Source organism: Natronorubrum sulfidifaciens JCM 14089 (genome assembly GCF_000337735.1).
Classification (GTDB): Archaea; Halobacteriota; Halobacteria; order Halobacteriales; family Natrialbaceae; genus Natronorubrum; species Natronorubrum sulfidifaciens.
This window is the reverse complement of sequence record NZ_AOHX01000045.1, coordinates 17604-43047: the sequence shown is the minus strand read 5'-3', so window position 1 is coordinate 43047 and position 25444 is coordinate 17604. Positions and strand designations below refer to the sequence as shown.

At 63.2% G+C, this 25444-nt stretch carries 26 protein-coding genes; 13 read left to right on the top strand and 13 right to left on the bottom strand.

What is annotated here, in order from left to right:
* The first annotated feature begins 58 nt into the window (after positions 1 to 58).
* Positions 59 to 1504 carry a DEAD/DEAH box helicase gene (locus C495_RS14150; RefSeq protein ID WP_193788015.1) on the top strand — a complete coding sequence of 482 codons (1446 nt, stop codon included), beginning with the start codon at positions 59 to 61 and terminating at the stop codon, positions 1502 to 1504.
* Positions 1505 to 1954: 450 nt separating this feature from the next.
* Positions 1955 to 4303: a catalase gene (locus C495_RS14140; protein WP_008164068.1), complete on the top strand. Its 2349-nt coding sequence runs from the start codon at positions 1955 to 1957 to the stop codon at positions 4301 to 4303.
* A gap of 96 nt (positions 4304 to 4399) precedes the next feature.
* Here C495_RS14140 and C495_RS14135 read toward each other — a convergent pair whose 3' ends face one another.
* Positions 4400 to 5359: a TIGR03885 family FMN-dependent LLM class oxidoreductase gene (locus tag C495_RS14135; protein ID WP_049890368.1), complete on the bottom strand. Its 960-nt coding sequence runs from the start codon at positions 5357 to 5359 to the stop codon at positions 4400 to 4402.
* Positions 5360 to 5608: 249 nt separating this feature from the next.
* On the opposite strand from C495_RS14135, the gene C495_RS18505 reads away from it, so the two are divergent.
* From C495_RS18505 to C495_RS14125, 3 genes are all read left to right on the top strand, one after another.
* Complete coding sequence (locus tag C495_RS18505; RefSeq protein ID WP_275039971.1) at positions 5609 to 5743, top strand: hypothetical protein; 135 nt, start codon at positions 5609 to 5611, stop codon at positions 5741 to 5743.
* 2 nt (positions 5744 to 5745) lie between these two features.
* Complete coding sequence (locus C495_RS14130; protein ID WP_008164065.1) at positions 5746 to 7218, top strand: sodium/proline symporter; 1473 nt, start codon at positions 5746 to 5748, stop codon at positions 7216 to 7218.
* Between the two features lie 132 nt (positions 7219 to 7350).
* Positions 7351 to 8871 carry a DUF790 family protein gene (locus tag C495_RS14125; RefSeq protein WP_008164063.1) on the top strand — a complete coding sequence of 507 codons (1521 nt, stop codon included), beginning with the start codon at positions 7351 to 7353 and terminating at the stop codon, positions 8869 to 8871.
* 72 nt (positions 8872 to 8943) lie between these two features.
* On the opposite strand, the gene C495_RS14120 is transcribed toward C495_RS14125, so the two are convergent.
* Positions 8944 to 9450 carry a DUF7122 family protein gene (locus C495_RS14120; RefSeq protein WP_008164061.1) on the bottom strand — a complete coding sequence of 169 codons (507 nt, stop codon included), beginning with the start codon at positions 9448 to 9450 and terminating at the stop codon, positions 8944 to 8946.
* Entirely contained in the window at positions 9447 to 10358 is a 912-nt protein-coding gene (locus C495_RS14115; RefSeq protein WP_008164060.1) for an RsmB/NOP family class I SAM-dependent RNA methyltransferase, read from the bottom strand. Before C495_RS14115 ends, C495_RS14120 begins: the two co-directional genes overlap by 4 nt.
* A gap of 138 nt (positions 10359 to 10496) precedes the next feature.
* On the opposite strand from C495_RS14115, the gene C495_RS14110 reads away from it, so the two are divergent.
* Positions 10497 to 11237, top strand: a complete 741-nt coding sequence (locus C495_RS14110; RefSeq protein WP_008164058.1) for a proteasome assembly chaperone family protein — start codon at positions 10497 to 10499, stop codon at positions 11235 to 11237.
* Positions 11238 to 11267: 30 nt separating this feature from the next.
* Here C495_RS14110 and C495_RS14105 read toward each other — a convergent pair whose 3' ends face one another.
* Together C495_RS14105 and C495_RS14100 are read right to left on the bottom strand one after the other, a co-directional pair.
* Entirely contained in the window at positions 11268 to 11522 is a 255-nt protein-coding gene (locus C495_RS14105) for a hypothetical protein (RefSeq protein ID WP_008164056.1), read from the bottom strand.
* A 73-nt stretch (positions 11523 to 11595) separates the two neighbouring features.
* Complete coding sequence (locus C495_RS14100) at positions 11596 to 12267, bottom strand: trimeric intracellular cation channel family protein (RefSeq protein WP_008164055.1); 672 nt, start codon at positions 12265 to 12267, stop codon at positions 11596 to 11598.
* Positions 12268 to 12407: 140 nt separating this feature from the next.
* Here C495_RS14100 and C495_RS14095 point away from each other — a divergent pair, with 140 nt between their 5' ends.
* From C495_RS14095 to C495_RS14085, 3 genes are all read left to right on the top strand, one after another.
* A complete protein-coding gene (locus C495_RS14095) occupies positions 12408 to 13250 on the top strand; it encodes an aldo/keto reductase (RefSeq protein ID WP_008164053.1) in 843 nt (280 codons plus the stop codon).
* 109 nt (positions 13251 to 13359) lie between these two features.
* Positions 13360 to 14130, top strand: a complete 771-nt coding sequence (locus C495_RS14090) for a hypothetical protein (RefSeq protein WP_008164051.1) — start codon at positions 13360 to 13362, stop codon at positions 14128 to 14130.
* 88 nt (positions 14131 to 14218) lie between these two features.
* Positions 14219 to 14410: a DUF7333 family protein gene (locus C495_RS14085; RefSeq protein WP_008164049.1), complete on the top strand. Its 192-nt coding sequence runs from the start codon at positions 14219 to 14221 to the stop codon at positions 14408 to 14410.
* Between the two features lie 196 nt (positions 14411 to 14606).
* Here C495_RS14085 and C495_RS14080 read toward each other — a convergent pair whose 3' ends face one another.
* From C495_RS14080 to C495_RS14065, 4 genes are all read right to left on the bottom strand, one after another.
* Positions 14607 to 15578, bottom strand: coding sequence for a phosphoadenosine phosphosulfate reductase family protein (locus tag C495_RS14080; protein ID WP_008164047.1), 972 nt, complete (start codon positions 15576 to 15578; stop codon positions 14607 to 14609).
* A gap of 455 nt (positions 15579 to 16033) precedes the next feature.
* Positions 16034 to 16612, bottom strand: coding sequence for a DUF2150 family protein (locus C495_RS14075; RefSeq protein WP_008164045.1), 579 nt, complete (start codon positions 16610 to 16612; stop codon positions 16034 to 16036).
* 75 nt (positions 16613 to 16687) lie between these two features.
* A complete protein-coding gene (locus tag C495_RS14070) occupies positions 16688 to 17536 on the bottom strand; it encodes a TatD family hydrolase (RefSeq protein ID WP_008164043.1) in 849 nt (282 codons plus the stop codon).
* 905 nt (positions 17537 to 18441) lie between these two features.
* On the bottom strand, positions 18442 to 18918 hold the full coding sequence (locus C495_RS14065) for an NYN domain-containing protein (protein WP_008164041.1): 477 nt from the start codon (positions 18916 to 18918) through the stop codon (positions 18442 to 18444).
* A gap of 119 nt (positions 18919 to 19037) precedes the next feature.
* Between C495_RS14065 and gcvT the strand changes: the two genes are divergently transcribed.
* Positions 19038 to 20159 carry a glycine cleavage system aminomethyltransferase GcvT gene (gcvT, locus tag C495_RS14060; RefSeq protein ID WP_008164040.1) on the top strand — a complete coding sequence of 374 codons (1122 nt, stop codon included), beginning with the start codon at positions 19038 to 19040 and terminating at the stop codon, positions 20157 to 20159.
* Entirely contained in the window at positions 20159 to 20542 is a 384-nt protein-coding gene (gene gcvH / locus C495_RS14055) for a glycine cleavage system protein GcvH (RefSeq protein WP_008164038.1), read from the top strand. Before gcvT ends, gcvH begins: the two co-directional genes overlap by 1 nt.
* A gap of 68 nt (positions 20543 to 20610) precedes the next feature.
* Here the strand turns inward: gcvH and C495_RS14050 are convergent, their stop codons facing one another.
* A complete protein-coding gene (locus C495_RS14050) occupies positions 20611 to 20790 on the bottom strand; it encodes a hypothetical protein (RefSeq protein WP_008164036.1) in 180 nt (59 codons plus the stop codon).
* Positions 20791 to 20818: 28 nt separating this feature from the next.
* On the bottom strand, positions 20819 to 21529 hold the full coding sequence (locus C495_RS14045) for a helix-turn-helix domain-containing protein (protein WP_008164035.1): 711 nt from the start codon (positions 21527 to 21529) through the stop codon (positions 20819 to 20821).
* Between the two features lie 100 nt (positions 21530 to 21629).
* On the opposite strand from C495_RS14045, the gene C495_RS14040 reads away from it, so the two are divergent.
* Complete coding sequence (locus C495_RS14040; RefSeq protein WP_008164032.1) at positions 21630 to 23114, top strand: replication factor C large subunit; 1485 nt, start codon at positions 21630 to 21632, stop codon at positions 23112 to 23114.
* A gap of 104 nt (positions 23115 to 23218) precedes the next feature.
* The gene (locus C495_RS14035; RefSeq protein WP_008164030.1) at positions 23219 to 23419 is read left to right on the top strand and encodes a hypothetical protein; all 201 of its coding nucleotides are present in this window, start codon (positions 23219 to 23221) and stop codon (positions 23417 to 23419) included.
* 6 nt (positions 23420 to 23425) lie between these two features.
* Here C495_RS14035 and bioD read toward each other — a convergent pair whose 3' ends face one another.
* Positions 23426 to 24106 (bottom strand): dethiobiotin synthase, encoded by a 681-nt coding sequence (bioD, locus tag C495_RS14030; RefSeq protein WP_008164029.1) that lies wholly within the window; start codon positions 24104 to 24106, stop codon positions 23426 to 23428.
* Between the two features lie 3 nt (positions 24107 to 24109).
* Positions 24110 to 25318 (bottom strand): aminotransferase class I/II-fold pyridoxal phosphate-dependent enzyme, encoded by a 1209-nt coding sequence (locus C495_RS14025; protein ID WP_008164027.1) that lies wholly within the window; start codon positions 25316 to 25318, stop codon positions 24110 to 24112.
* Between the last annotated feature and the right edge of the window lie 126 nt (positions 25319 to 25444).

Below are 25444 nucleotides of genomic sequence, written 5' to 3'. Positions count from 1 at the left end.
CGCTCGAGGCGCTCGAGACACCAGACCGTATTTGTCGCTCCCACCCGGAACGTCGGTCGTGAGGCGGCCCCAAGACGACCCCACAGATGCGCCACCGGCGCTCCGGTACGAAGATGGCACTGTTCGAATCGACGGCCTCGAGTCCGACGCGCTGGCCGCGGTTCGTGAGTCGGTCCCCGGCCTCGAGGCCGATCCCCGCACCGACGGCTGGCGGGTGCCAGCGTTTCGCTACGCTGCCCTTCGACGCGCGCTCGAGGCCGAGCACGTTCGAATCGACGACCACGTCCTCGATCTCGAGTCGCTGCCGGCGCTCGAGTCGGCGTACGAACTCCGCGAGTACCAACAGGAGGCCCTCGAGGCGTGGCTCGAGACGGATCGCTGGACCGACAGCACCGGTAGTGACTCGCTCGCGCGTGCACCGGCGGGCGTTCTCGAACTCCCGACCGGCAGCGGGAAGACTGTCATCGCCATCAAGGCGATCGAGCGACTCGCCGTGCCGACGCTCGTGGTCGTCCCGACGATCGACTTGCTCGAGCAGTGGCACCGAGAACTCGAGCGGGAGTTCGACTGCGAGATCGGGCGGTTCGGCGGTGGCGAGCAACGCAGAGAGGCGATTACGGTCTCGACGTACGACTCGGCGTACCTGAAAGCCGACGCCGTGGGCGATCGGTTCGGCGTCGTCGTCTTCGACGAGGTTCACCATCTCGGCGGCGAGGGGTACCGCGAGATTGCACGGCTGCTCGCTGCGCCTGCACGACTAGGGCTTACTGCCACCTTCGAACGCCCCGACGGGGCGCACGACGTGATCGAGGACGTCGTCGGGCCGCTCGTTTCCCGCGTCGACATCGACGAACTGGCCGGCGACCACCTCGCGGCCTACGATCTGAAGCGCCTCGAGGTGACACTCACGCCCGCAGAACGCGAAGAATACGAGCGAAACCAGCGCGTCTTTACGGACTACCTCGCACGCTCGAACATCCAGATGCGAAGCGGCTCGGACTATCAGGAACTCGTCAAACGATCCGGAAACGACCCCGAGGCCCGCAACGCGCTGCTCGCGCGCCAGCGCGCACGCGAGATCATGCTCGGAAGCGAGGCCAAACTCGAGGCCCTTGCCGACATCCTCGACGATCACCGCGGGGAGCGGACGATCGTCTTTACGGCCCACAACGACCTCGCCTACGACGTCAGCGAGCGGTTTCTGATCCCGACGGTCACCCACCAGACCGGCGCTGGAGAGCGTCGCGAAATCCTCGAGCGATTCCGCGAGGGGACCTACACGCGCATCGCGACCTCGAACGTCCTCGATGAGGGGGTCGACGTTCCCGACGCATCGGTGGCAGTCGTGCTCTCGGGCAGCGGGAGCGAACGGGAGTTCGTTCAGCGACTCGGACGGATTCTTCGGCCGAAAAAAGACGGCACGCGAGCGATTCTCTACGAGGTCGTCTCCGAAAATACGGGCGAGAAACGAGTCGCCGAGCGGCGACGCGACGACTCGCTGTAAGCTTCGACGCTCGATGGCTCGCACGACGGGCGTTCACCTTCGGTGTCGGCGCTGGTCGTCGACACTCCTCCGGGACGATCACCGACAGGTTGGATCCGGTTTCCTCCCTTCGTCGATCGAGCTCTCGTCTCCCGTTCGAGTCTCGAGCTATGATCACTCCTTCGAGTGCACCATCGCCATGAACAGCGCGTTCTCGGCCTTCCTCGAACGCCAATAGCGACTGCCCGCTTGGACGTCTACGATGGGTCCGTTATCGCACACCCCCGTCGACGGCACACCCCGACCGTGCAACTTGCCTTGCTATGGATGGGCTGGCCCTTACACTACTCGTTCTGGATACTGCAGTAGGCCGGTCGCGTACCCTTTCGCGAGCGTCGATGGCTCTCGAGACGCGGACAGCGGATCGAACCTGCTCTCGAACGACGACATGCGGCCCCACGGATTTCAATTATGGTAGCAAACGACTCAAACACAGACGACCGAAACGACGAGCAGCCGAAATCAACCGATAATAACGCGAATCAACCCGATGCGAGAGATGACCAACCGGAGCGGGAAGCGATAGCTGACGATCCGGAACGACAGGAGCGAGCCGACGGCGGAGACGGTGGTGGGTCACGATCCGACTCGGAGTCGCAGGCGGGTACCAGCGACGACCAGGAGGGTGAAAGCGCCGAGAATAGCAAGCAAGCGCAACTCGACGAGGTCCGCGAGAACTCCGAGGGCGAGAAGTTGACGACTGACCACGGTGTCAAAGTGAGTGATACGGACAACTCCTTGAAAGCGGGCGAACGCGGGCCGACAATCATGGAGGACTTCCATTTCCGGGAGAAGATGACCCAGTTCGACCACGAGTCGATCCCGGAACGGGTGGTCCACGCCCGCGGCACCGGCGCGCACGGGTACTTCCAGCCCTACGAAGATCCCGACCTCGGCGACGAGTACGACGACATAGAGGAGCTGACGAAAGCGAAGGTGCTGACGAATCCCGACCAGAAGACGCCCGTCTTCGTGCGGTTCTCGACGGTCGTGGGCTCGCGGGGATCGTCCGACACCGTCCGGGACGTCCGCGGCTTCGCGACGAAGTTCTACACGAAAGAGGGTAACTGGGATCTCGTCGGGAACAACATGCCGCCGTTTTTCATTCAAGACGCGATGGAGTTCCCGGACCTCGTCCACGCGATCAAACCCGAACCCGACGACGGGATGCCCCAAGCGTCGGCGGCCCACGATACCTTCTGGGACTTCGCCTCGTTGAAGCCCGAGACGACGCACATGCTCATGTGGGTGCTCTCGGGACGGGCCCTCCCGCGGGCCTACCGGATGATGCAAGGATTCGGCGTCCACACTTTCCGGCTGGTCAACGACGACGGCGAGTCGGTGTTCGTCAAGTTCCACTGGACGCCCGAACTCGGTACCCACCAGCTCGTCTGGGACGAGACGACGAAGCTCTGGGGTAAGGACTCGGATTTTAACCGGAAAGGTCTCTACGACGTCATCGAGGAGGGGTACGACCCCGAGTGGGAACTGGGTGTCCAGATCTTCGACGAGGAACAGGCCGAGGCGTTCGACTTCGATGTCCTCGATCCGACCAAGATCGTCCCCGAGACCGAGGTGCCGGTCCGACCGATCGGCAAGATGGTGTTAAACGAGACGCCGGACAACTTCTTCGCCGAGACCGAACAGGTCGCGTTCCACCCCGGCAACGTCGTCCCAGGGATCGACTTCTCGAACGACCCCCTGTTGCAGGGCCGGCTGTTCTCCTACCAGGACACCCAGCTCAACCGCTTCGGCAGCGCCAACTGGGACGAGATTCCGATCAATCGACCCATCGCTGAACGGCACAACAACCAGCGCGCCGGCTTTATGCGCCAGGAAATCAACGAAGGGACGGCCTCCTACAAGCCCAACTCGATCGGCGACGACGACCCACAGGAGGTCCCCGAGGAGGAAGGCGGCTACGAGCACTTCGCCGAGAAGATTTCCGGGGAGAAGATCCGCAACCGCAGCGACAGCTTCGAGGACCACTTCACGCAGGCGCGGCTGTTCTGGAATAGCATGTCCGAGCCCGAACAGCAGAACATCGTCGACGCCGCTCACTTCGAACTCGGCAAGGTCGACCGCATGGAGATCCGCGAGCGGATGGTCTACGATCTGTTCAATAACGTCGACCACGAGTTCGCCAAACGCGTTGCCGAGGGGATCGGCGTCGACCCGCCCGACGAACCCGGCGAGGAGATGCCGACCCACGACAGGGAAGATCCCTCGCTCAGCATGGAAAACCGGACCCCGGACACGATCGAGACCCGCAAGATCGCGATGCTGATCGACGACGGGTTCGACGATGAGCACGTCTCGACGCTCCGGTCTGCCTTAGAGGAGGACGGTGCTCGAGTCAAGGTCGTCTCGAAAGTTCTCGGCGAGAAGTCAGGAGCCGACGGCGGCACGGTCGACCCCGACAAACACCACGTCGCGGCGGCCTCGGTCTCGTTCGACGCGATCGTCGTCCCCGGTGGCAGTGAGAGCGTCGATGCGTTGTGCCAGCAAGGCGATCCGAAACAGTTCGTCGCCGAGGCGTTCAAACACTACAAGCCGATCGCCGCAGTCGGCGAGGGAACGGAGCTGTTCGAGGCGGTCGACCTGCCGGACACCGAGATCGCCGACGAGGGCGACCTCGAGTCAGACGCTGGCGTCGTTACCTGTCGGAACGACGACCTCGAGGCGTTCGCGGCAGCGTTCATCGACGCGATCGCCGAGCATCGCCACTGGGGACGCAGTCCCGAAGGAGTGCCAGCGTAGTCGTCGCTTGCGGGTGACGATTGACCAGCGGTCGTCGCGCGGTCACGCTGGCACCTGCTTCCCTGCTCGGATCGACTGACGCCACCGTTCGGTCCGCTACTGGAACGATGGCAATACGTCGTCGCCGAACGCTTCGAGGAACGCTTCCTGGTTCGTATTCACGTTGTGGACGAACACCCTGTCGACGTCGAGTTCGACGTCAGCCTCGAGCCACGCGATGTGCTCCTCGAGATCCCCGGAGACGCGGACGTTTTCCTCGACCTCCTCGGCGGTGATCTGGTCGGCGAGTTCGTCGTACTGTTCGGGCGTCCGAAGCTCTTGGGTCACGGGACCCGGGATGCAGTTCGTCCCCCACTGCTCGTGGGCACCCTCGAGTGCGTCTGCGTCGCTTTCGGCGTAGGAGTGTTGGGCCTTGAGATAGACGGGTTTCTCGGGTGCTGTTTCGCGGAAAGCCTCGACGCGGGCGGCGTCGGCCTCGTGGTCGGGGGTGGCGACCGTGATCATGCCGTCAGCCCACTCGGCGAGCCACGCCGCCGTCTCCTCTGAAAGCGCGGCCCCGATCAGCGGCGGCGCGGTCTCGGGGCGGGAATAGAGTTTTGCCTGTTCGACGTCGACGCGGCCATGGTGGGTCACCTCCTCGCCCTCGAACAGTCGCCGCATGACGTCGGCACACTCCTCGAGGCGGGCGTTTCGTTCGCGCTTGACCGGCCAGTCGGTGCCCGTGATGCCTTCGTTCAGTAGTTGGCCGCTGCCGACGGCGAGCCAGAACCGTTCGGGATACAGTTCGCGCAGCGTTGCCGCGCCCTGGGCGACGATCGCGGGATGGTACCGGTAGCCAGGTGCGTTGACCGTCCCGAAGGTCAGGTCGGTCGCCTCGAGTGCCGAGCCAAGCCACGACCAGACGAACCCGGATTCGCCCTGCTGTTCGCTCCAGGGATGGAAGTGATCCGACGCAAGGGCGTGGTCGAACCCGTGCTCGTCGGCGAGTTGGACGTACTCGAGGAGGGCACTCGGCGCGAACTGTTCGTGAGAGGCGTGGTAGCCGAGGTCGGTCACGGGACCGCCCACCCCCGGCCGTGATGGCGATCGGGATCGCGTTCGTGATGGGACAGCACGGTCACGGACTCCACGAAAACGGACTTAATTCCACGGCGTGGCTGTGCTACCCCGTTGCCGTTCTCGCCACTCGAGGGCGTGCGATCGTCGTGTCTCCAGCCGTGCCAGCCGCCGCAGTGTGATGTATGCGGTCCACAGCGACGCTCTCGAGTCGGTACGTATATAGTGAAATGGCTGTGAGGGATGGGCATGCTATCTGGGTTGCCAACCGGGAGCGCACTCGCGCTGGTGTTGATGCTCCTCGTCCCGGTCATCACGCTCGTACTGTACTGGATCGATCACACGCAGAACGACGGCTACGTCTCCGTTCTGGGGAGGCGATAACGATGGCGACGCTGCAACTGACGTTCGGTGTCTACCTGTTGATCCTGCTCGCGATCGGACTCTACTTCTATTTCACCACCGACACCCAGCGGCTCTCGGAGTACCTGATTGCAGACCGAGATGTCGGGACGTGGCCGGTTGCAATCTCCGAAGTGTCCTCGGTCGCAAGCGGCTGGACGTTCTTCGCGTGGGTCGGCGTCGGCTTTACCGTGGGGCTCAACGGGCTCTGGTTTTCGGTGACGATGATCTTCATCATCGTCTTCATGTACCGCTACGTCGGCTCGCGGTTCCGCCGCCAGTCCGAGAGCCTCGGGAGCATCACGATCGCTGATCACCTCTCGCTTGCCGTCGAAGACGAACGGCTCAGTTTCTACATTCGGGTCGTCGCAACGCTGTCGATTCTCGTCTTCATGGGTGCGTATATCGGTGCCCAGATCATCGCAGTCGGCGAGGCGATGGATACCGGCGTCGGAATCGATTATCTCGCTGCGGTCGCCGTCGGCGGTGTCGTCGTTGGGCTCTACACGACCCTTGGCGGCTTCAACGCCTCCATCTGGACGGACGTCTTTCAGGGAGTTCTCATCTTCGTCGCGGCGGTGACGTTACCCGTGCTCATGATCATGGAGGTCGGCGGCTGGTCGGTGTTTCTCTCCGAGGCCGCGGCGGTTGACGACGCCGCGTTGCTCGATCTCAACGCTGGCCTCGCCGGGCAAGCGATGCTCATCGCAACGCTTGCGTGGGTGACCTTCGCGTTCGGGACGATCGGCCAACCCCACTCGCTGATGCGCCTGCAGGCGATCCGCTCCGAACGCCATTTGAGCGGCGCAGCCGTCATCTCTGTCGCTTTTCAGTCGCTGCGTCTGACCGTCCCGCTGCTTATCGGGATGGCTGGCCGCATCATCTACGGCTCCGTCGAGGACCCCGAAAGCGTCGCCATGGTCGCGATCGTCGACTTCTTCCCGGCGGTCATCGCCGGTATCCTGCTGGCTGCGATCATCTCTGCGATCCTCTCGACGTCCGACTCGATGCTCCTCGTGGCCTCATCGGACCTGACCCGGTTCTACGAGGAACAGATCGACCCCAAAGCGAGCGACACCGAACTCATCCTGCTCGGTCGTGGCGTGATCGGCGTGCTGGCCATCGGCGGGATCGTGCTCGCGTTCCTCCGACCCGGTACGATCTTCGAGATTATCGAGTTCGCCTACGTCGGCCTCGGCGCGACGTTCGGCCTGCCGCTGTTGTTCTTGCTGTTCTGGGAGCGAACGACCGGTGAAGCCGTCCTCGCCGGCATCGTCACCGGACTTCTCACCTCGATCGGGAACCTCTATCTGTTCCCCGATCTGTTCCCAATCCTCGTCTGGCCGCTCTGTCTTGCCGTCATCGTCGGCGTCACACTCGTGACCGCAGCAGACGGCGCTGGCGTCGCCGACGTTCCCGAACCGACCCCACAGCGTGTCGATCCGGCTGACGACTAAGCGCCAGTTCCATCTTTCTCCGCTTTTCGTCCTTCTGTCACACCCGTCGTGGTCCGATTCCGAACTGGATTTCTGACTCGTCCTCATCCCGGCAACGGGGCACTTTTGGCCCTCCCGAACTGACTGCTCGCCATGCTGACGAAGGACCTGCTTCGCGTCTCGAGGGCCGGTGGCGGCTACCACCCCCAGTTTGCCGGCCGGGAACACCGGCCGTTGGCGGCCCGCGTGATCGGCACGTATCAGGGCCACGTCGGCACCCCACGAGCCGACCTCGAGGACGCACTCGCCGACCTCGAGGCCGACGCGTCGGATTTCAAACTCGTCCGCGGGTTCGCGGCCCTCCTCGAGCGCGAGGCGACGTTCGAAACGGACGCCGCAATCGAGCCCGAACGTGCCCGCCGGGCTGCGTTCGAGGCCGCCGAAGCGGTCGGCGTCGTCAGCGAGGACGACCGGACGATGGCGCTCGTTCGGGCTGGCGAGTCGCTGTCACTGTCCGCGGACGTCCTCGAGCGAGCGCTCTACGCCGACCTCGAGGCACGACAGGTGCTCACTGCGTTCGATTCGCCGTGGGACCCCGACGAACTCGTCGCCCAGTACAACCTCTCGCTCTCTCAGACAGCACTGTTCGATGCGACCGAACTGCGGGTTCGCTCGAGCGATCCGAAGGCGCTGATTTCGGCGATCAAACGCCTCCGGCTGATGTACGAGATTCGCCGCCTCGAGGACGAACACGCTGGTATCGCCGAACGCGAGGTGATCGTCACCGGCCCCACCCACCTCTTCCGGGCGAGCCGTCGGTACGGTACTCGTTTCGCCCGCCTCTTGCGGACGGTGACGAACGCCGACGAGTGGTCGCTCGAGGCGACGATCGACGACCGCGGGACCGAACGCACGCTCTCGCTGTCCCATGTCGACCCCGTCCGCGCTCCCGACGCCGACCCCGTCGCGGATGTCTCGTTCGACAGCGGTGTCGAGGCCGACTTCGCTGGTCGGTTTTCGAACCTCGACCTCGAGTGGGACCTCGTGCGCGAACCCGAACCGCTCGCGACGGGGACGCGGGTGATGATCCCCGATTTCGCCTTTGACTACCAACACAGTGACTTCCGCGTCTACTTCGAGATCATGGGTTTCTGGACGCCCGAGTACGTCGAGAAAAAACTCGCCCAACTCGCCGATCTCGAGGACGTCGAACTGATCGTCGCCGTCGACGAGTCGCTCGGCGTCGGCGCGGAGATCGCCGCCCGCGACTTCCGGGCGATTCCCTACTCGGGGACGGTTCGGCTGAAAGCCGTCGCCGACGTGCTCCGGGAGTACGAACGCCAGCTCGTCGCCGAAAGTGCGGCCACGCTCCCTGCACAACTGCAACCGGACGACGACGTCGTCTCACTCGAGTCGCTAGCCGAGCGCCACGGCGTCAGCGAAGACGCCCTCGCAGACGTCTCGTTTCCCGACCACGAGCAGGTCGGGCGGACGCTCGTTCAGCCAGCCGTGCTCGAGTCGCTCGCTGCCGACCTCGAGGCCGGGATGGCGCTTTCGGAGGCCGAGGACGTGTTTGCGGCTGTTGGTATCGGGGACTCGAGTGCGACCCTCGCCGAACTGGGCTATCGCGTCGAGTGGGAGGGGCTGGCCGGCGGGACGATCCGTGAGCGATAGCGATTCGACTGTTCTCGTGTCGGCACGAACGGCAGGAAAAAGCGGCAACGACGATATTCGAGCGGCGACCGTTCAGATGTCTCGCTGGCGGCCTTTCGGCACCATCGAGCGCAGTTCACCGTGGACGTAGAGACCGATCCCAAGCGGCTCGAGGTCGCCTGCAAGTTCGTGTGCAGCGATGAGATATCCCCAGTCGCCGTCCCACCACTCGAGGTCCTGATCCTCGCCAGCCGCGAACGCCCGTGCCTGTTCGCGCTCGAGTTCGATCACGCAGTCGGTGGCGAACTGGCCGAAGCGCTGGACGAAGTCCGTCGTCGGCTTCCAGTGTTCCTGTCGCGTCCGGAGGCAGGTCATCCCAATCGCTTCGATCTCGATCGGCGTCGGTGCCTCACCTGCGTAGATCCAGATCTTGCCGGCTCCTTTCTCCCAGAACGTGTAGTCGGCGAACGTTTCCGGCGGGATGCCAAAGCGGTCCTCGAAGTAGTCGATCACTTCCTTACGGCTGGCCCGACCCTCGACGGTTCGCTCTGTATCCGTTTCGGGGAGTCGATCGAAGCGCTGCCCGTCGTTGTCGCTCATTCGGCGGTCACCTCCAACTTCGCGACGAAAAAGCCGCCGGTGTCGTTCTGGTGTGGGTAGATACGGGCGGCGCGCTCGAGTGAGTCGTCGAACGTCTCGTCGTCCCACTCGGACAGTCCCGAGGAGTGCTTGAGGCCGAGGTCGAAGTCGACGACGCGACAGGCCTCGTTCTCGAGGGCGTGCTGGACGACGGCCTCGTTCTCCTCGGGCGCGAACGTACACGTCGAGTAGACGACGGTGCCACCCTCGCGTGTGGCTTGGACAGCCCGCCGGAGGATGCCTTTCTGGATGCCCGAGACGGAGCTGATGTGGCCTTCGTTCCAGTTGTCGAGCGCGTCGGGATTCTTCCGGATCGTCCCCTCACACGAACAGGGGGCGTCGACGAGCGCTCGATCGAACTCGTCGAACGGAAAGCGCTTGAGCGAGTAGGTCCGGGCGTCGGCGTTGGTCACGGCGAGACTCGTCGCGCCGAGTCGCTCGGCGTTGAACCGCAGCGCCGAGATTCGGCCGAGGTTGTTGTCGTTTGCGACCACGGTCCCGCGGTCGTCCATCAGTGCGGCGAGCTGGGTCGCCTTCCCGCCCGGTGCGGCACAGCTATCCCAGACGCGCTCTCCCGGTTGCGGGTCGAGGACGACCGGCGGCACCGCCGACACCTCCTCTTGTCCGTGAGTCAGCCCGTGAAACGATGTCCACGTCGAGCCCGGCGAGTCCGTCTCGAGGCGAACCACGCGCGGGTTCCAGTCGGCCTGTTCGTAGGCGACCCCCTCCTCATCGAGGGCCTCGAGCGTCCGCTCGACGGACCCTTTGATCGTATTGATGCGGGCGGCGTTGCCGAGTGGCCGTTCGCACGCGGCGAGAAACGCGTCGAAATCGTCGATGATCGGTCGATACCGCTCGAATGGCTCCATTGAACTGAAATTCGAGCGCCCAGCGTTTGTGGGTTTCGAAGGCACGTGGAAGCCGGCCCGCAATTCCGCTCGCGGTTGTCGCCGCGATCCGAGCCGCTCGGCATCGTCTTTATGCGAACTGCGTGCGACTCTCTAGGTATGACTGGACTGTGCTCTCAGGGACCGGAACCGGACCTCGAGACGCCGACGCTCGTCGAAGGATTTCCCGGCATCGGCCTCGTCGGCAAAATCGCGACCGACCACCTCATCGACCAACTCGAGATGCGCTACTACGCGAGCGTCGACTGTGAGGGACTTCCTCGGATCGGCGTCTATCGCAGCGGCGACCGAACCGCTCGGCCACCAGTCAGACTCTACGTCAGCGACGAACACGACCTGCTGGCTCTCCAGAGCGACGTGCCGATCGTTTCGGCTGCGGTCAACAACGTCGCCGACTGCGTGACACGCTGGGTCGGCGACCACGACGCGACGCCGCTCTATCTCAGCGGCTTCCCTACAAAACGTGAGACTGAGCCGGATCTGTACGGGATCGCGACCGGCACCGTCAGCGAGACCCTCGAGGCCCACGACATCTCACCCCCGCCCGAAGACGGCGTCATCACCGGGCCGACGGGAGCGTTGCTCAACCGTGCAGCCCACCACGAATACGACAGCTACGGCCTCGTCGTCGAGTGTAGCCCTCAGTTCCCCGATCCCGAAGCCGCGAGCGTGCTGTTAGAGGACGCCGTCGCGCCGATCGCTGACGTCTCGATCGACACGGACGACCTGCTCGAGCGAGCCGCGGAGATCAAAGAACAACGCGAACAGTTCGCCCAGCAGATGCAAGCGGTCGCGCAGGAAGAGAGTTCGCAGGCCCAACCGCTCCGGATGTATCAGTAGCAGGCCCGTCTTCGGAGCCGACTGGGCCATTCACCCGCGAAACGGCGGCACGAGATCCAGCGCTGCCCCGGCCACGAGCAGGCTGGCAGCGATGAACGCGGCGCTGAGTGGAAGCGACGAGCCGACGACGAGTCCGCGAACGCCGACAAACAGGAACACGAGCGAAAAGCCGAGCAGCACGACGGTGCCGATCGCATCGAAGATCGCGTCCCGAACTGCGCTTCGAGCGACTGCGTGTTCGGTCTCGCCGCCCGACTCGGTATCCGTGTCCGTCTCGCGTGCCATCGGTAGGTGAATGTGTCAACCGAACGGTGATAATCGTTCCGGTCGTCTTCGTCGCTCGAGGCACTACTGTCGATTACTGCTTGCCTACGCCGCCACCGACCGACTCGAGCGTCTGAGCCGTCGGAAGCCGCCAGCCGTAGGTGACAGCGACCAACCGCGTTCCGACCGTGACGGCCGCACACATCGCCGCGGCGGTGCTGCTCGTCGCGCCGAGAGACACGACCACCCAGTAGCTGGTCCCTCCTAACACCGCACAGCTCGCATAGAAGTCCTCGAACAGGATGAACGGGGCTCGATCGAGGAGGATGTCCGCGAGTGCCCCGCCGCCGACGGCGTTGATCGTCGCGATCGCGACGACGCCGAAGCTCGAGACACCGGTTTCGGTCGCGACAATCGCGCCAGCCGTCGTGAACGCAGCGAGCCCGACGGCGTCGGAAACCAGCGTGATCGGATGATCGTCCGGCGACTCGAGGGCGTGGTAGAGGCCGATCGCCAGACAGACGCCGAGCAGGCCAAGACTGATCTCGCCCAGTGACCGAAGCGCCAACGGAATGCGGTTCACGAGCAGATCCCGCGTGACGCCGCCGGCAAACGCCGTCGCAAGTCCGACGACGGCGATTCCGAACAGATCGAACTCCTCTCTGATCGCTTTGCTCGCGCCGACCAGCGCGAACGCGACCAGTCCAACCGTGTTCATCACGACGAACGGATCGGCTAACAGAACGCCAACGAGGTCTCGTGCCACTGGTTTTGCTAACGGTAGCGACTGTATTGAGCGCTCCGTCTCGGCCATGCTCGTGCGTCGATCTGCGGCCACCACGAATGGAAACCGAACCACTAGCCGCAACCCAAACCCATTTTCGCACGCTGGCTCTTCACTCATGTATGGAACCAGAAACCGCCGACACTGTCGCTCCCGAATCGTGTCCAACCACAGACGGGATGCCGATGCTCGGCCTCGGCACGTGGCAGAACGAAGACCCCGAGCAGTGTGCCGAAAGCGTCCGAACGGCCCTCGAGACGGGGTATCGACACATCGACACCGCCCAGATCTACGAGAACGAGGCCGCCGTCGGCGAGGGGATCGCGGCCGCCGATGTCGACCGCGACGACATCTTCCTCGCGACCAAGATCTGGATCTCGAACCTCGAGTCCGAGGACGTCCTCGAGACGGCTCGCGAGAGCCTCGACCGACTCGGCGTCGAGTACGTCGACCTGCTGTACGTCCACTGGCCAGCCCGAACGTACGACCCCGAAGACACGCTCGAGGCGTTCTCGGAGCTGTACGACGAGGGCCTGATCAAGAACGTCGGCGTGAGTAACTTCGAACCCGAGCAACTCGAGGAAGCCATCGAAACCTGTGACGTCCCGATTCTGGCGAATCAGGTCGAACTGCACCCGATGTTGCCCCAGGAGGAGCTTCAGGAAACGTGCGAACAACACGACGTCGAACTGGTCGCCTACTCCCCGCTGGCCCGCGGACAGGTGTTCGACCAGCCCGTGATGCAGGAGATTGCGGCCAAACACGACGCGAGCGAGGCCCAGGTCAGTCTCGCCTGGCTTCGCGAGAAAGGCATCACCGCGATTCCGAAAGCGACCAGCGAAGCACATATCCGGGACAACTGGGCGTCGTTGGCACTCGAGCTAGACGAGGAAGACGTCGACGCGATCGACAGCATCGAAGAGCGGAGTCGGAAAGTCGATCCCGACTTCGCGCCGTGGAACTGACACAATCGTTCAATGGCTGGCGGCAGCCACGGTTTGTGACACTGAACTGACCTATTTAAACTCCAGAAAAGCAGGAACGTTTACGGTACGCCGGCTTTTTGGCTCGCGTATGTCCACCCGCTCACGACAACGTGGCGGCGGTGGGGTCGTCGGGGCGATCAAAACCGACGTCCAGCGGTTACACGGTGCCTGGATGGAACTCGTCTTTCCACGCCAACGTGGCCGCGGCCACTCCGTCATGGGGAAATGGCAACCCGAGACGCTCCCCCAGCGCATCGCCTACCGGGGCTGGAGCCTTCTCGGGCTGGTCGGCTTGCTGGTCCTATACCCACTGACCGTACTCGGCCTCGGCACCCGCTACTACGCGGCGAAACTCGACTCGACGCGAACGCGACTCGGCATCGTCGGCGTCACGGGCATCGCCCTGCTCGGCTGGGGCCTGTTGACGCTTGCCTGGGGGGCGATGTCCTATATGGAACAGGTCGACATTCCGTTTGATGCGGTGTTGGCTGTCGCCGCAGCCAGCGGCGTCGCGACGGTGTCGACCGCACTCGCCGCCACCAGCTCGAAATTCGGCGGTCGCGGGCTCACAGTCGCTCTCGCCTACCCCTTCGCGATGACGGCGTTGTTCTTGCCACCCGTCGTCGCCGCACTCGTCACGCCGTCGCTCGAGGCCGTCGTCTTGGAGCCCAGCTACGACTTCGCCGTCTGGGTACTCGACAACGTCCTCTTCGTTGGCGGTATCAACGAGTATCTGCGCGGGAACTTCGAACTCGAGGGTGCGGCCTACGCGGCGATGTGGACCGGTATCTCGTTCCCACTGGGCTGGTTCCTGGGTGTCGTCACCGCGCTGGCGAACCTGGTCCGGCCGTCGCAATAATTTCTCGTTTTTCTCACCTCTGACAAACCATTGTGAACGGACTGCCGATTCCGGGGATCATTAGGTGGCTGGCTCCCAACGACCACGTATGGAATTTGACCTTACGACGACAGCAGGCGTGTTCATCGCCTTGATCGCTCTCGGCGTCGGTGGCATGATCGGATCGAACATGATGACGACGGATAGTATTCTGATGATGGTACTGCCGTCGATGGTGATCTTCGGCGCGATCATGCTCGCAATCGGCGTCAAACACGGCGAGTACCGCGCACAGCACTAATACGGACTGCTGTCGTCACTGGCCGCCGAGTACCGGCCCGCACTGGTGATCGGCGGGACATCGTGACAGCAGACCGTACAATGCGTTCGAGAGTCCTTTCTGTGGCCTCACTCAGCACTGAGCGATCGCTGTCGCTCGAGTCTGAGACGCCCGCAAAAACCGGTCAGACGGCGATGCGACGGCAAACTGGCCGCGCTTACATGTAGCCGAGGTCGCGCAGGCGCTCCATCAGGTCCTCTTTGTCCTGGGCGCGGCCCGCACGCTCGGTCGTCCCCTCGAGGTCCTGTAGCCAGGCAGGGTCCTCGTCGCTCTTTTCGGTGCTGATCTCGCTGCCGAGCGAGCGGAAGCCGGCGAAGTATTTGGGCGAGACGGGGATGTCGTCTTGGCTCAAGTCGTTCGGCAGGTCGGTGTCGCTTTGTGGGACGTAGCCGTCGTCGGGGAACTCGGCGACGGTGTCCGGCACAACGAAGTTCCAGAAGGCTTCCCAGACGGCGGCCTCGTCGAACTGCAGAATGGGTTGGACGCGGTCGTGGGGCGGGTAGATGTCGGGATCGTGACGCGGCGAGAAGAACGTCTCGTCGGCACGGGCTTCCTGTTCGTCCCAGCGGACGCCGGAGATGACGCCGTCGACGTCGTACTCCTCGAGCGCGTTGTTCAGCGCGACCGTCTTCAGCAGGTGGTTGCCGACGTAGGTGTCGAGCAAGAACGGGAACGTGTCCTCCTCGTACTCGAGGATGTTCTCGACGTGGTGTTGGTTGTGCTCGGAGAGTTCCGAAATCTCGATGTCGTCGCCGGGCTCGAGGCCGTGCTCGTCGACGTAGTCGCCGATGTCCTCGTTGCGCGCGTAGATAACCTCGAGATCCCACTCGTCAGCCCAGTGGTCGACGAAGTCGTGGATCTCGTCGAAGTGCTGGTAGTGGTCGATGAAAATCGCTGGCGGCACTTCGAGATCGAAGCGCTCGGCGACCTCTTTGACGAAGTAGAGGACGAGCGTCGAGTCCTTGCCGCCGGTCCACATCACGGCCGGGTTCTCGTACTGCTCGAGTCCCTGTCGGGTCACTTCGATCGCTTTCTCGATCCGGTCGTGGACGTGTGCGTAGTCTTCAGGGTCCTCACCAGCGCCATCGTCGTAGTCGACGTCGACGTACTCGGGGAAGTTCGCTGTCATAGGGTGTAATTAGATATAATTACCACATTTAAACGCTTTGGGGGAGCGGAAACGTCTGTCGCAAGCTGCGACGGTGGCTTGAAACTATCTCTCGGTTGCACAACTCGAGACGAGCCCATCGAACTGCTGTGATCGACGCTGTACAAACGCCTGTACTGCCGGTGTATCGCTGTTTCAGACGAAGTTGGAAAGCACCGTTTCATCACGAGAGATATGAGAGGTGGTCACAAGACGGTCACTCCGGCGGCGGGACGCGCCCGCGGCCGGCGTCGGAAAGAAGCAGCGAGTATTGCCGAGACCAGAATCGACTGTCGCTGGTGCTGTGTGAGACGGTTGACTGGAGTTACTGACCGCCGATCGTCAGCCACGGGTCGGCGATCGGGACAGCAATCCGTCTGAGTCACCTGTGAAACCGCGTAGAATACAGCCGCGACGAGGTGTGCGTTCGAATACTCTTACTCGTCTTCTTCGACGACTTCCGGATCGCTCATCGCGCTCTGGAGGCTGTCGAGCCCGTTGATCCACTCCGTGACGAGGCCGTACTCGAGGTCTTCGGCCATGGATATGTCGAGTTCCTCGCCGTCGATGACGAGCGTGCCTGCCTGTGCGGCGTAACCGAGTGCCGCATCGAGGTCCTCTTCGGCTTCGGCGTCGGCCGCCGCGCCGAGGTAGTCGCCGACACTGCCTTCGTCTGCGGGGCCACCGGCGATGAACTCCTCGGCGGCGAAGAAGACACAGACGAGACTCGTCTGGACGCCGTCGACGAGGATCAGTTTCTCCTCGTCTTCGATATCGACTTCATCGAGGACGATCTCGCGAACGTCACCGATCTCCGCGAGCGCTTCCTCTTGCTCGAGGGTCCCATCGTCGTAGGCGGCGACGATCTTTGCGATCGCGATCGCCGTGTCGTCCTGCAGATTCAACAGCAGGCGGGCCGAGTCCTCGTCTTCCGGATCGAGCTCTTCGTCTTTGATGCGGTCGATCCAGTTCTGCCAGCGTTCCTCCGAGTAGAACTCGGTCGGGGGATTGCTCATACAGAACCCTACACCGGCCGCTTGAAATGCCTTTCTCTACTGTGCGTCGATCCGAACGAACCCGTATCGTGGGTTTTAGGCCTGCTCGAGGGTGTTTACCGTATCAATACCGTAGACGAGCGCGGGTGTTTCGACGTGGGCGTTTCGGACGGCGTCCTCATGGCCGTTCTCGAGGAACCACTGCACTCGCCGCGGCACCGTCTTCGGTCCTAACACGGCTCCCGGCCGGTCCGGGTCGTCGATGTAGTCGGTCTCCATCAAAAAGGGCTCGCCGCGTTCGGCCGCCGTCTCGAGTTCGTCTTTGTCACAGATCACGCTCGGAATCGGCCCCTCGAGTCGCCCGCCCGCGTAGTGTTTGACGACCTTGTGTGCCGGGAGGCCGACGTCTTCGGCCCACTCTGTGACCTCGGTCATCTCCTCGCTTCCCTCGGCGTGGAGTTGGACAGCACACCCGAGTTCGCTCGCGCGCTCGAACGCGCGGCGCATGACGGCGTTTGAGGCCGTCCAGACAGCGTCGTCGACCTCGTAGTGGGGCCGGCCGGATTTCAGCGCCAGCGCCTCGCCCGCGTCGACGTACTCGGCCGCGACGTCGATCCCGGCCTGCATCAGGTCACGCGCCTCGTCAGGACTGAAGCCGCGGTCATCGACCAGGCGCGAAATGAGTCCGGGGTGGATGCCGAGAACGGGCCAGGCTCGTCCCTCGAGTTCGCTCGAGGCCGCTTCGACGACCTCGATGGTGCGCTCGAAGACGGCGCGGAAGTCCTCGCCCGTCTCGGCTTCGACACCGAGATGCCACGAGGGTTTGTTCACCACGAGCAGGTGGGTGCCGCCGACGCGGGCGAAGTCCCGGACGGCGTCGATACCGCGATGGTGGTCCGGATCGAGATGAAGGTGGTTGTCGAGCACCGGCGTCTCGTCGATCATAGCCGCTACTGTGTGTGCCGTGAGGGAAAAGTCACCGACTTCGGACGCTTCGGCTGTGGGACGAGCGTGACTTCAAGCCTGCTTTTCGGTGGCCTCGAGAGCTGATCACGTAGATGTGTCTGTACTCGAGGTATGCGTTCACTGCGGGTACGCGCTGACCGATGAGAGGTGTACCAATCAGATCACATTTACAAAGAGACATGATGAATACAGAGAATGTGTGCAGCAAACCCATTCTATTTTCTCGGCTGAGATATCGCGAATTAATCAGTCAGAGAGTGTACTTGGCAGGTTAAAAGTCGGTGATGCTATCTACAAGCCGATAATCTCGGTTTACAGTTCTTGCCGGGCCATACCCAGATGAGGATATAAATACAAACTGTTGGAATGATAAACATAGTACTTGTAAACAGAGCCATAATCAGCCCAAGTGGATAAAGAAAAATTCCAGGAGGCAGAGTCTCCTCAAACTTATTGAGTATATCAAATATGATGGCGGGAATTGAAAGAAGTGTGGTGGGAAGAACCGTCAAAAAGGCGAACACCAAAATTGCATCATCCGTCTGTGGTGCAGTGAGAGGTGTTACAAGCGTCAAAAGCAGGGAACTAGCACCAGCCAGTACTGGAAGATACCACCATTTATTCGTGCGAGAGGCAACGGCCCCAAGAGATCGAACGACTGGTCCCGGAGAGTAACTTTCAGAGCCCATAATACATGTCGTCGGCTAATTTATGAATATTTTTACTGATTTGATCTGGATATAGTGAGATCTTGTTCACTGTTCTCGCACGTTATTTTTGCTAAAATTCAGATAGACGGTCGCTTTCGTTGGTACATGCGTCCCCTCTACTTGCCGAGTCAATATCAGAACCGATGCGCACCAGAGGGTGTGACAGTACCCACCTCAAGACTCGAGCGTGATCGCCTCGTCGGCCGCGTTTCGCAGCGCGTCCGAGCGGCCGTACTCGCCCGGGGCGATGGCGATCGTTTCGACGCCGAGGGTGCCCGCGTGCTCGAGGACGGGCTTGAAATCCGTATCTCGAGAGACGATCGCGAGTCGGTCGAGTGTGCCGTCGCCGGCGAGAGCGGTCGAATCGACGGCGAGTTTGACGTCGACGTCGCCGCTGGTGATGATCACTTCGAAGCCGCGGGCTTCGGCGGCCTGAATGAGCCCGGGTGTGGCGTGTTCGTCGAGATAGAGCCGGATGACGCCGACGTGGCCGAGGTTTCGGGCGACATCTCGCAGGTCATCGAGGTCGACGTCGAACTCCTCGCGAAAGACGTTCGGCCCGTCGACGAACAGGCCCACTGTCGGCTCGGTCTCGCGGTCGGTGTCGGGACCGACGAGGCGGGCGAGCCGGGCGCGAACGTGGTCGAACATGTACTGGCGTTTCCACGGCCGCGAGATAGATGTGACGAAACGCGACGCGAGGTGTGACCGGCCACACCGCCGGTCGACCGACGAAAAGACATTACTACTCCGGGCGTGTCGTCTCGAGTATGCCGCTTCAGACGCCGCCGTTACGTGGGGCGCACGACGAGCGCGGAGCGAAGTTTACGGAGTTTGGCGGCTGGGATATGCCGGTCGAGTTCGATTCGATCCAGACCGAACACGCGGCCGTTCGTGAGGACGTCGGCATCTTCGACGTCTCGCATATGGGTCAGATTCACGTCACCGGGCCGGACGCGACCGAACTCATGCAACGGCTCACCTCGAACGACGTCACCCGACTCGAAGTCGGCGACTCCCAGTACGCTGCGATCACCAACGAGGAGGGGATCATCATCGACGACACCGTCGTCTACCGGCTGCCGGACGAGCCTGCGACGGCGTCGAGTGGCAGCGACGGCAAGCCGACGTATCTCTTCGTTCCGAACGCAGGCACCGACGAGGAAACACACGAACGCTGGATCAGCTACCGAAACGAGTGGGACCTCGAGGCAACGATCGACAACCGAACCGACGAGTACGCCATGTTCGCCGTGCAGGGACCGAACGCGCCAGCGCTCGTCGACGACCTCACCGACGAGGCCGTCGCCGAACTGGACCGCTTTGGGGCCCAGTATGCGACCATCGACGACGTAACCTGCTGGATCGCCCGCACCGGCTACACCGGCGAAGACGGCTTCGAACTGCTCGTCCCGTGGTCGGAAGCCGAGTACATCTGGTCACTCATCGAGTGTCAGCCCTGCGGACTCGGCGCTCGAGACACGCTGCGGATCGAAGCCGGCTTCCTGCTCGCCGGGCAGGATTTCGACCTCGAGTCGAATCCACGAACGCCTTACGAGGCCGGCATCGGCTTTACCGTCGCCCTCGAGACCGAGTTCGTCGGCCGGGATGCCCTCGAGCAGGTCCACGACGACGGCGTCGAGGAGCAGTTGGTCGGCGTCCAGCTGATCGACCGCGGCGTTCCACGACACGGCTACGATATCACGAACACCGACGGCCGGGTCGTCGGCACCGTGACCAGCGGGACGATGAGTCCGTCGCTGGGCCAACCGATCGGCCTCGGCTACGTTCCAGCCGACTACGCAGAGCCGGGGACGACCTTGCAGGTCGTCGTCCGCGGCCAGTCGAAAAAAGCAAGAGTTGAAACGATACCCTTCATCGACACAGTATAATGAGCTTCGACATTCCCGACGACAGACGGTATCTAGAATCGCACGAGTGGGCACTCGAGGAAAACGGCGTCGTTCGCGTTGGCATCACCGACTTCGCACAGGACGAACTCGGTGACGTCGTCTTCGTCGAACTGCCCGACGAGGGCGACCACCTCGAGCAGGACGGCGACCTCGGCGTTATCGAGTCGATCAAAGCCGTCTCGGACCTGTATGCGCCCGTCAGCGGCGACGTAAAGGCGGTCAACGAGGAACTGTTCAACGCTCCCGAACTCGTCAACGACGATCCGTTCGGTGAGGGCTGGATGCTCGAACTCGAGGCCGACGACCTCGACGAACTCGATGCCCTCCTGAGTGCCGCGGAGTACGAAGACCAGATCGCCTGAGACGGGCTGGCGTTCCGATCACGGGTAACGAGGTCGGTGTGTGGCGGGCAGTGCCGACAGCATCCGTCTCAATCCTCCGGCGGCGGCTCAGCACGGTTCGCGAGAACGAGCGCACTGCCGGCGAGCAGTACCATCGCCGTTGCCCAGCCGAGCCATACCGCTGGACTGTCTGCGTACACCGTCGCTGCTAACGTTCCGACGAAAATCACTGTCAGCGCGACAGTCAGCCGTTCCGTTCGATCGAGCATATCGTGGTCCTCCGTTCGTCGACTCGTTCTACTCCAAGCTGACGAGATACTCGAGTAAGTCGTCAAGTTCGGTGTTCGTGACGGCAAGCGAGTAGCCGTCGATCCGGGCGAGATCGGCCGCGTGGTCCCACAGTTCGTCCTCGTCGATGCCGTGGAGAATCACGGCGTTGGGCGTCGGGTTGACGACGCGCAGGGCAACCAGCGGTGATTCGCCGCGAGTGACGCCCGTAAACACCAGCACGCGGTTCGTGCTCTGGCCGTACAGCCGGAAGAACTCCTCGCTCGAGAGCCGGGTGATTGCTTCGATGCTGTTGATAACGGTGTGGCCGCTGATGCGGTCGGTGTTGCCGGTCGTGATCTCGGTCGCATCGATGTCGTCGTAGAGTGTGACGAGCGGGATCGACGTGGCATACTCCCGAAGGTCGTAGACGATGTCACTTTCGAAGCCGGCTGAAAGCACGCGACCGTACTGCCGGATGCGATCGCCACCCCGTCGCTCGTCGATCGCAAGCAACCCTTTGACGAGACGGCGAACGACGCCGATGCCAGGACTCTCACGACGGCCGCTCTCGTAGTCGGAGACCACCGACGAGGAGATGTCGAGTTCCGACGCGAGATCGGTCTGTGAGACGCCGAAATCGGTTCGCCACTTCCGAAGCGTCGCCCCGGGGTCGTCGCTCAGTGTGATCTCCCCGGCGATTTTCTCTGCGAGTTCCCGTTTTGGCCCACGGCCGCTCATATGCTCCCGTCATCCGGTCGACTCAAGTAGCTACTGAAGATCGGTTGTCGAAGCGTGACGCTCCGGAACCACTAAACGCGCCTTCCACCTACCACCGACAATGAGTGACTGGACCGAGAAGTACCGTCCGACGACGCTGTCGGAGGTACGGGGGAACAACAAAGCCCGCGACCAACTCGAGGAGTGGGCGCGGACGTGGGACGACCACCGAGAGGCGGTGATCGTCCACGGCAGTCCGGGTGTCGGGAAGACCTCCGCGGCACATGCGCTGGCCAACGATCTGGGCTGGCCCGCCATGGAACTCAACGCCAGCGACAATCGTCAGGCCGACGTTATCGAACGTATCGCGGGTGAGGCCGCAAAGAGCGGGACGCTTACTGCGGGCGGCGCTGGTCGCCGGCTCGTCATTTTAGACGAGGCGGACAACTTCCACGGCAACGCCGACTACGGCGGCTCGAGGGAGGTCACACGGGTCGTCAAGAACGCGAACCAGCCGATCGTGCTCGTTGCGAACGAGTTCTACGACATGAGCCAGTCGCTGCGAAACGCCTGTGAGACGGTCGAGTTCCGTGACGTCTCGAAGCGATCGATCGTCCCGGTGTTGCGGGATATCTGCCGACGTGAGGGGATCGAGTTCGAGGCGGAGGCGCTGAAGAAGATCGCTGACGCGACCAGCGGCGACCTGCGGTCGGCGGTCAACGACCTGCAGGCAGTCGCCGAGGAGACCAGCCGGCTCACGGTCGACGACGTCGTCACGAGCGAACGCGACACCACTCAAGGGATCTTCGACTTCCTCGATGCGCTCATCAAAGAGGAGGACGCCGAAGGCGCGCTCCGAGCGTCCTACGACGTCGACGAAAACCCCGACGAGATGCTGAACTGGATCGAAGACAACGTGCCGAAAGACTACGAGGGGGCGGAGCTGGCCGACGCCTACGAGTTCCTCTCGAACGCCGACCGCTGGCTTGGCCGCGTTCGGGCGACCCAGAACTACTCCTACTGGCGGTACGCGACCGACAACATGACCGCCGGTGTCGCCGCCTCTCGGCGCGGCTCGAAAGGGGGCTGGACTCGCTATGGCCCGCCGAGCTACTGGTCGAAACTCGGCCGGACCAAAGGGACTCGAAACACCCGCGACGCCATCGCCGAACGCATCGCCGAACGCGAAGGGACGAGCGTCGCGACCGCCCGGCGGGAGATCCTCCCGTTCCTCTCGGCGATGACCCACCACTGCAAAAACCGCGATCTGACCGTCCAGATGGCCGCCGTCTACGAACTCGACGAAAAGGAAGTCTCCTTCGTCACCGGCAGCGGCAAAGACACCAACAAGGTCCAGTCAGTCGTCGAGGACGCCAAGGAGTTGCTGGCCGAGGAGACGGTCGAACACTCCGGCGGTGCCTTCTTCGATGCCGGCGACTCGAGCGACGACACTGACACCACCGAAACCGAAACGGACGCTGGAGACGGCTCGAGCGATCAGGAGACGCTTGCGGCAGCCGCGGAGTCGGAGGCCGAGACGACCGCTTCGGAACCGGCGGCCGACGACACCGACGACGGACAGGCCGGACTGAGCGATTTCATGTAGCTCGCTGCAGTGCCGGACTGGTATCTGCGAGGACATGTCGGTGACAGTTACAACCAACACTATTACGTTGCAGAGCCATGTTAACACGTACCGGTGAGTGGCGAATGAACAACCGACATCGCTGCCCCCTCTGTACGGCAACGTACGACGAACGGACGCCCCTCCACGTGCACCTCGAGGTCGAGCACAGAAAGTCCGAAATCGTCACCGAGTTCATCGACCTGTACGAGACTGGACTCGACAGTTCGATCGACGGCGGGCCAAGGGTAGCCAGCAAGGAGCGGCCGATGCCGTCGGCTGACTAGGTCACATCAGTCGTCCGGTCCGATCTGTTTTAAAAACGCCGCCGAAAGCCCGTTAGCGACGCCGTCGGCCAGCGCCTGTGGCGTCTCGCCCTCGAGCGGTGGCACCGTTTCGACGTCGTGGCCAGTCATTCGCTCGAGTTCGGCCGGGTTGGTTCGCTCGGCGACTGTCGCGCCGTCGTACTCGTTGCAGACGATTCCGGCAACGTCGATCCCGCGACGCTCGAGCGCTTCGACCGAGAGCGCGGTGTGATTCAGTGTGCCGAGTCCGGATCGGGTGACGACGAGCGCCGTCGCCTCGAGATCGTCGACGAGATCGATCACCTCGTGGTCGCCAGCGAGTGGCACGCGGAGCCCGCCGATGCCTTCGATGATCGGGCGCTCGGTCTCGGCGATCACGTTCTCACAGGCCGTCAGAACCGAGCCATACGTCAGTTCCTCGCCAGTCTGTGCGGCGGCCACGCGCGGCGCGAGCGGCGGCTCGAGGTATCGACAACAGGTCGCGGCGTCGGGGTCGCCACACGCCTCGGTGACGAACCCAGCGTCGTCGTCCGGCGGAAAGCCAGTCTGTGCGGGTTTGATCGCCCGCGCGTCGACGCCTCGCTCGCGCAGCCAGCGCGTCAGGCCCGCCGTCACAACGGTCTTGCCGACGCCGGTATCGGTGCCGACGACGGCGATCGGGTCGCTCATCGGTCAGATTAGCCCGATGTCCTCACCCGCCGCCCGGAACGCCTCGAGGCAGGTGACGATGTCGTCTTGGTCGTGCGTCGCCATCGGCGCAACTCGAATCCGGCTGGTTCCCTCGGGGACCGTCGGTGGCCGAATCGCCGGCGCGACGACGTCTCGCTCCCGAAGTCCGTCCGCAAGTGCAAGGGCGTCCTGTCGGTCGCCGACGAGCACGGGGAGGATCTGTGAGTCTCCGACGACCGTATAGCCCATCGACTCGAGGCCGTCCCGGAGGTGGGCGACGTTCTCCCAGAGCCGTTCTCGAGCGTCGCTGTGGCGGGCGATGTGGAGCGCCTCGCTCGCGGCCGCGGCGGCCGGCGGGGCGAGACCGGTCGAGAAGACGAACGAGCGAGCGTCGTTGACCAGACACTCGATCAGCGCCTCGCTGCCCGCGACGTAGCCGCCCTGGCTCGCGAGCGCTTTCGAAAGCGTCCCCAGCTGGATCTGGATTCGATCCTCGAGTCCCTCCGCCTGCACGACGCCACCGCCGTTGGCGTAGAGTCCGGTTGCGTGGGCTTCGTCGACCATCACCCACGCGCCGAACTCCTCGGCGAGGTCGCAGAGTTCGGTCAGCGGGGCGACGGTGCCGTCCATGCTGAACACCGAGTCGGTGACGATCAACCACGACTCGGAAGCACCGTCGGCCGTGGCCGCTCGCGCCTCGAGTTTCGAACGCAGGCTCGAGGCATCACAGTGATCGTAGACGACCGTCTCGGCACTCGTGAGACGACAGCCATCGATGATGCTCGCGTGATTGAGTTCGTCGGAGAAGATCACGTCCGGCTCGAGGGCCGTGATCGTGCCGACGTTCGCAGCGTACCCCGAGGAAAAGGCGAGCGCGCGCTCGGTTCCTTTCGTCTCGGCTAGCAGCCGCTCGAGATCGTGGTGTACCATCGTGTCGCCGGTGACGAGTCGGCTCGCGCCGGCACCCGTGCCGACGGTCGCAGCGGCCTGCCGAGCCGCATCTTGGACACGCTGGTCGTCCGTCAGCCCGAGGTAGTTGTTCGCGGCGAACACCAGCGCTTCGTCCGACTCGAGGACCGGGAGGCCGCCGCCGGCGGGAGCCGCAAAGTAGCCCCGCTCGGCGACCCGGTCGACGGGTGACAACGATCGTTTCAGCGTCGCATCCTCGAGCCGCTCGAGTCGGGCCTCGAGGTCGAACCCGCGGTCTTCCATTCGGGTGAACGGTATCATCGCCATGCTTTCACTCTCACGGTTCTGCCTGGATTCGGGTTGTGTCCGCGCTCGTCTGTCTCGTCTCGAAAGAGACGACTTCCGCCGTTCCGGACCGTTTGCCGTCGG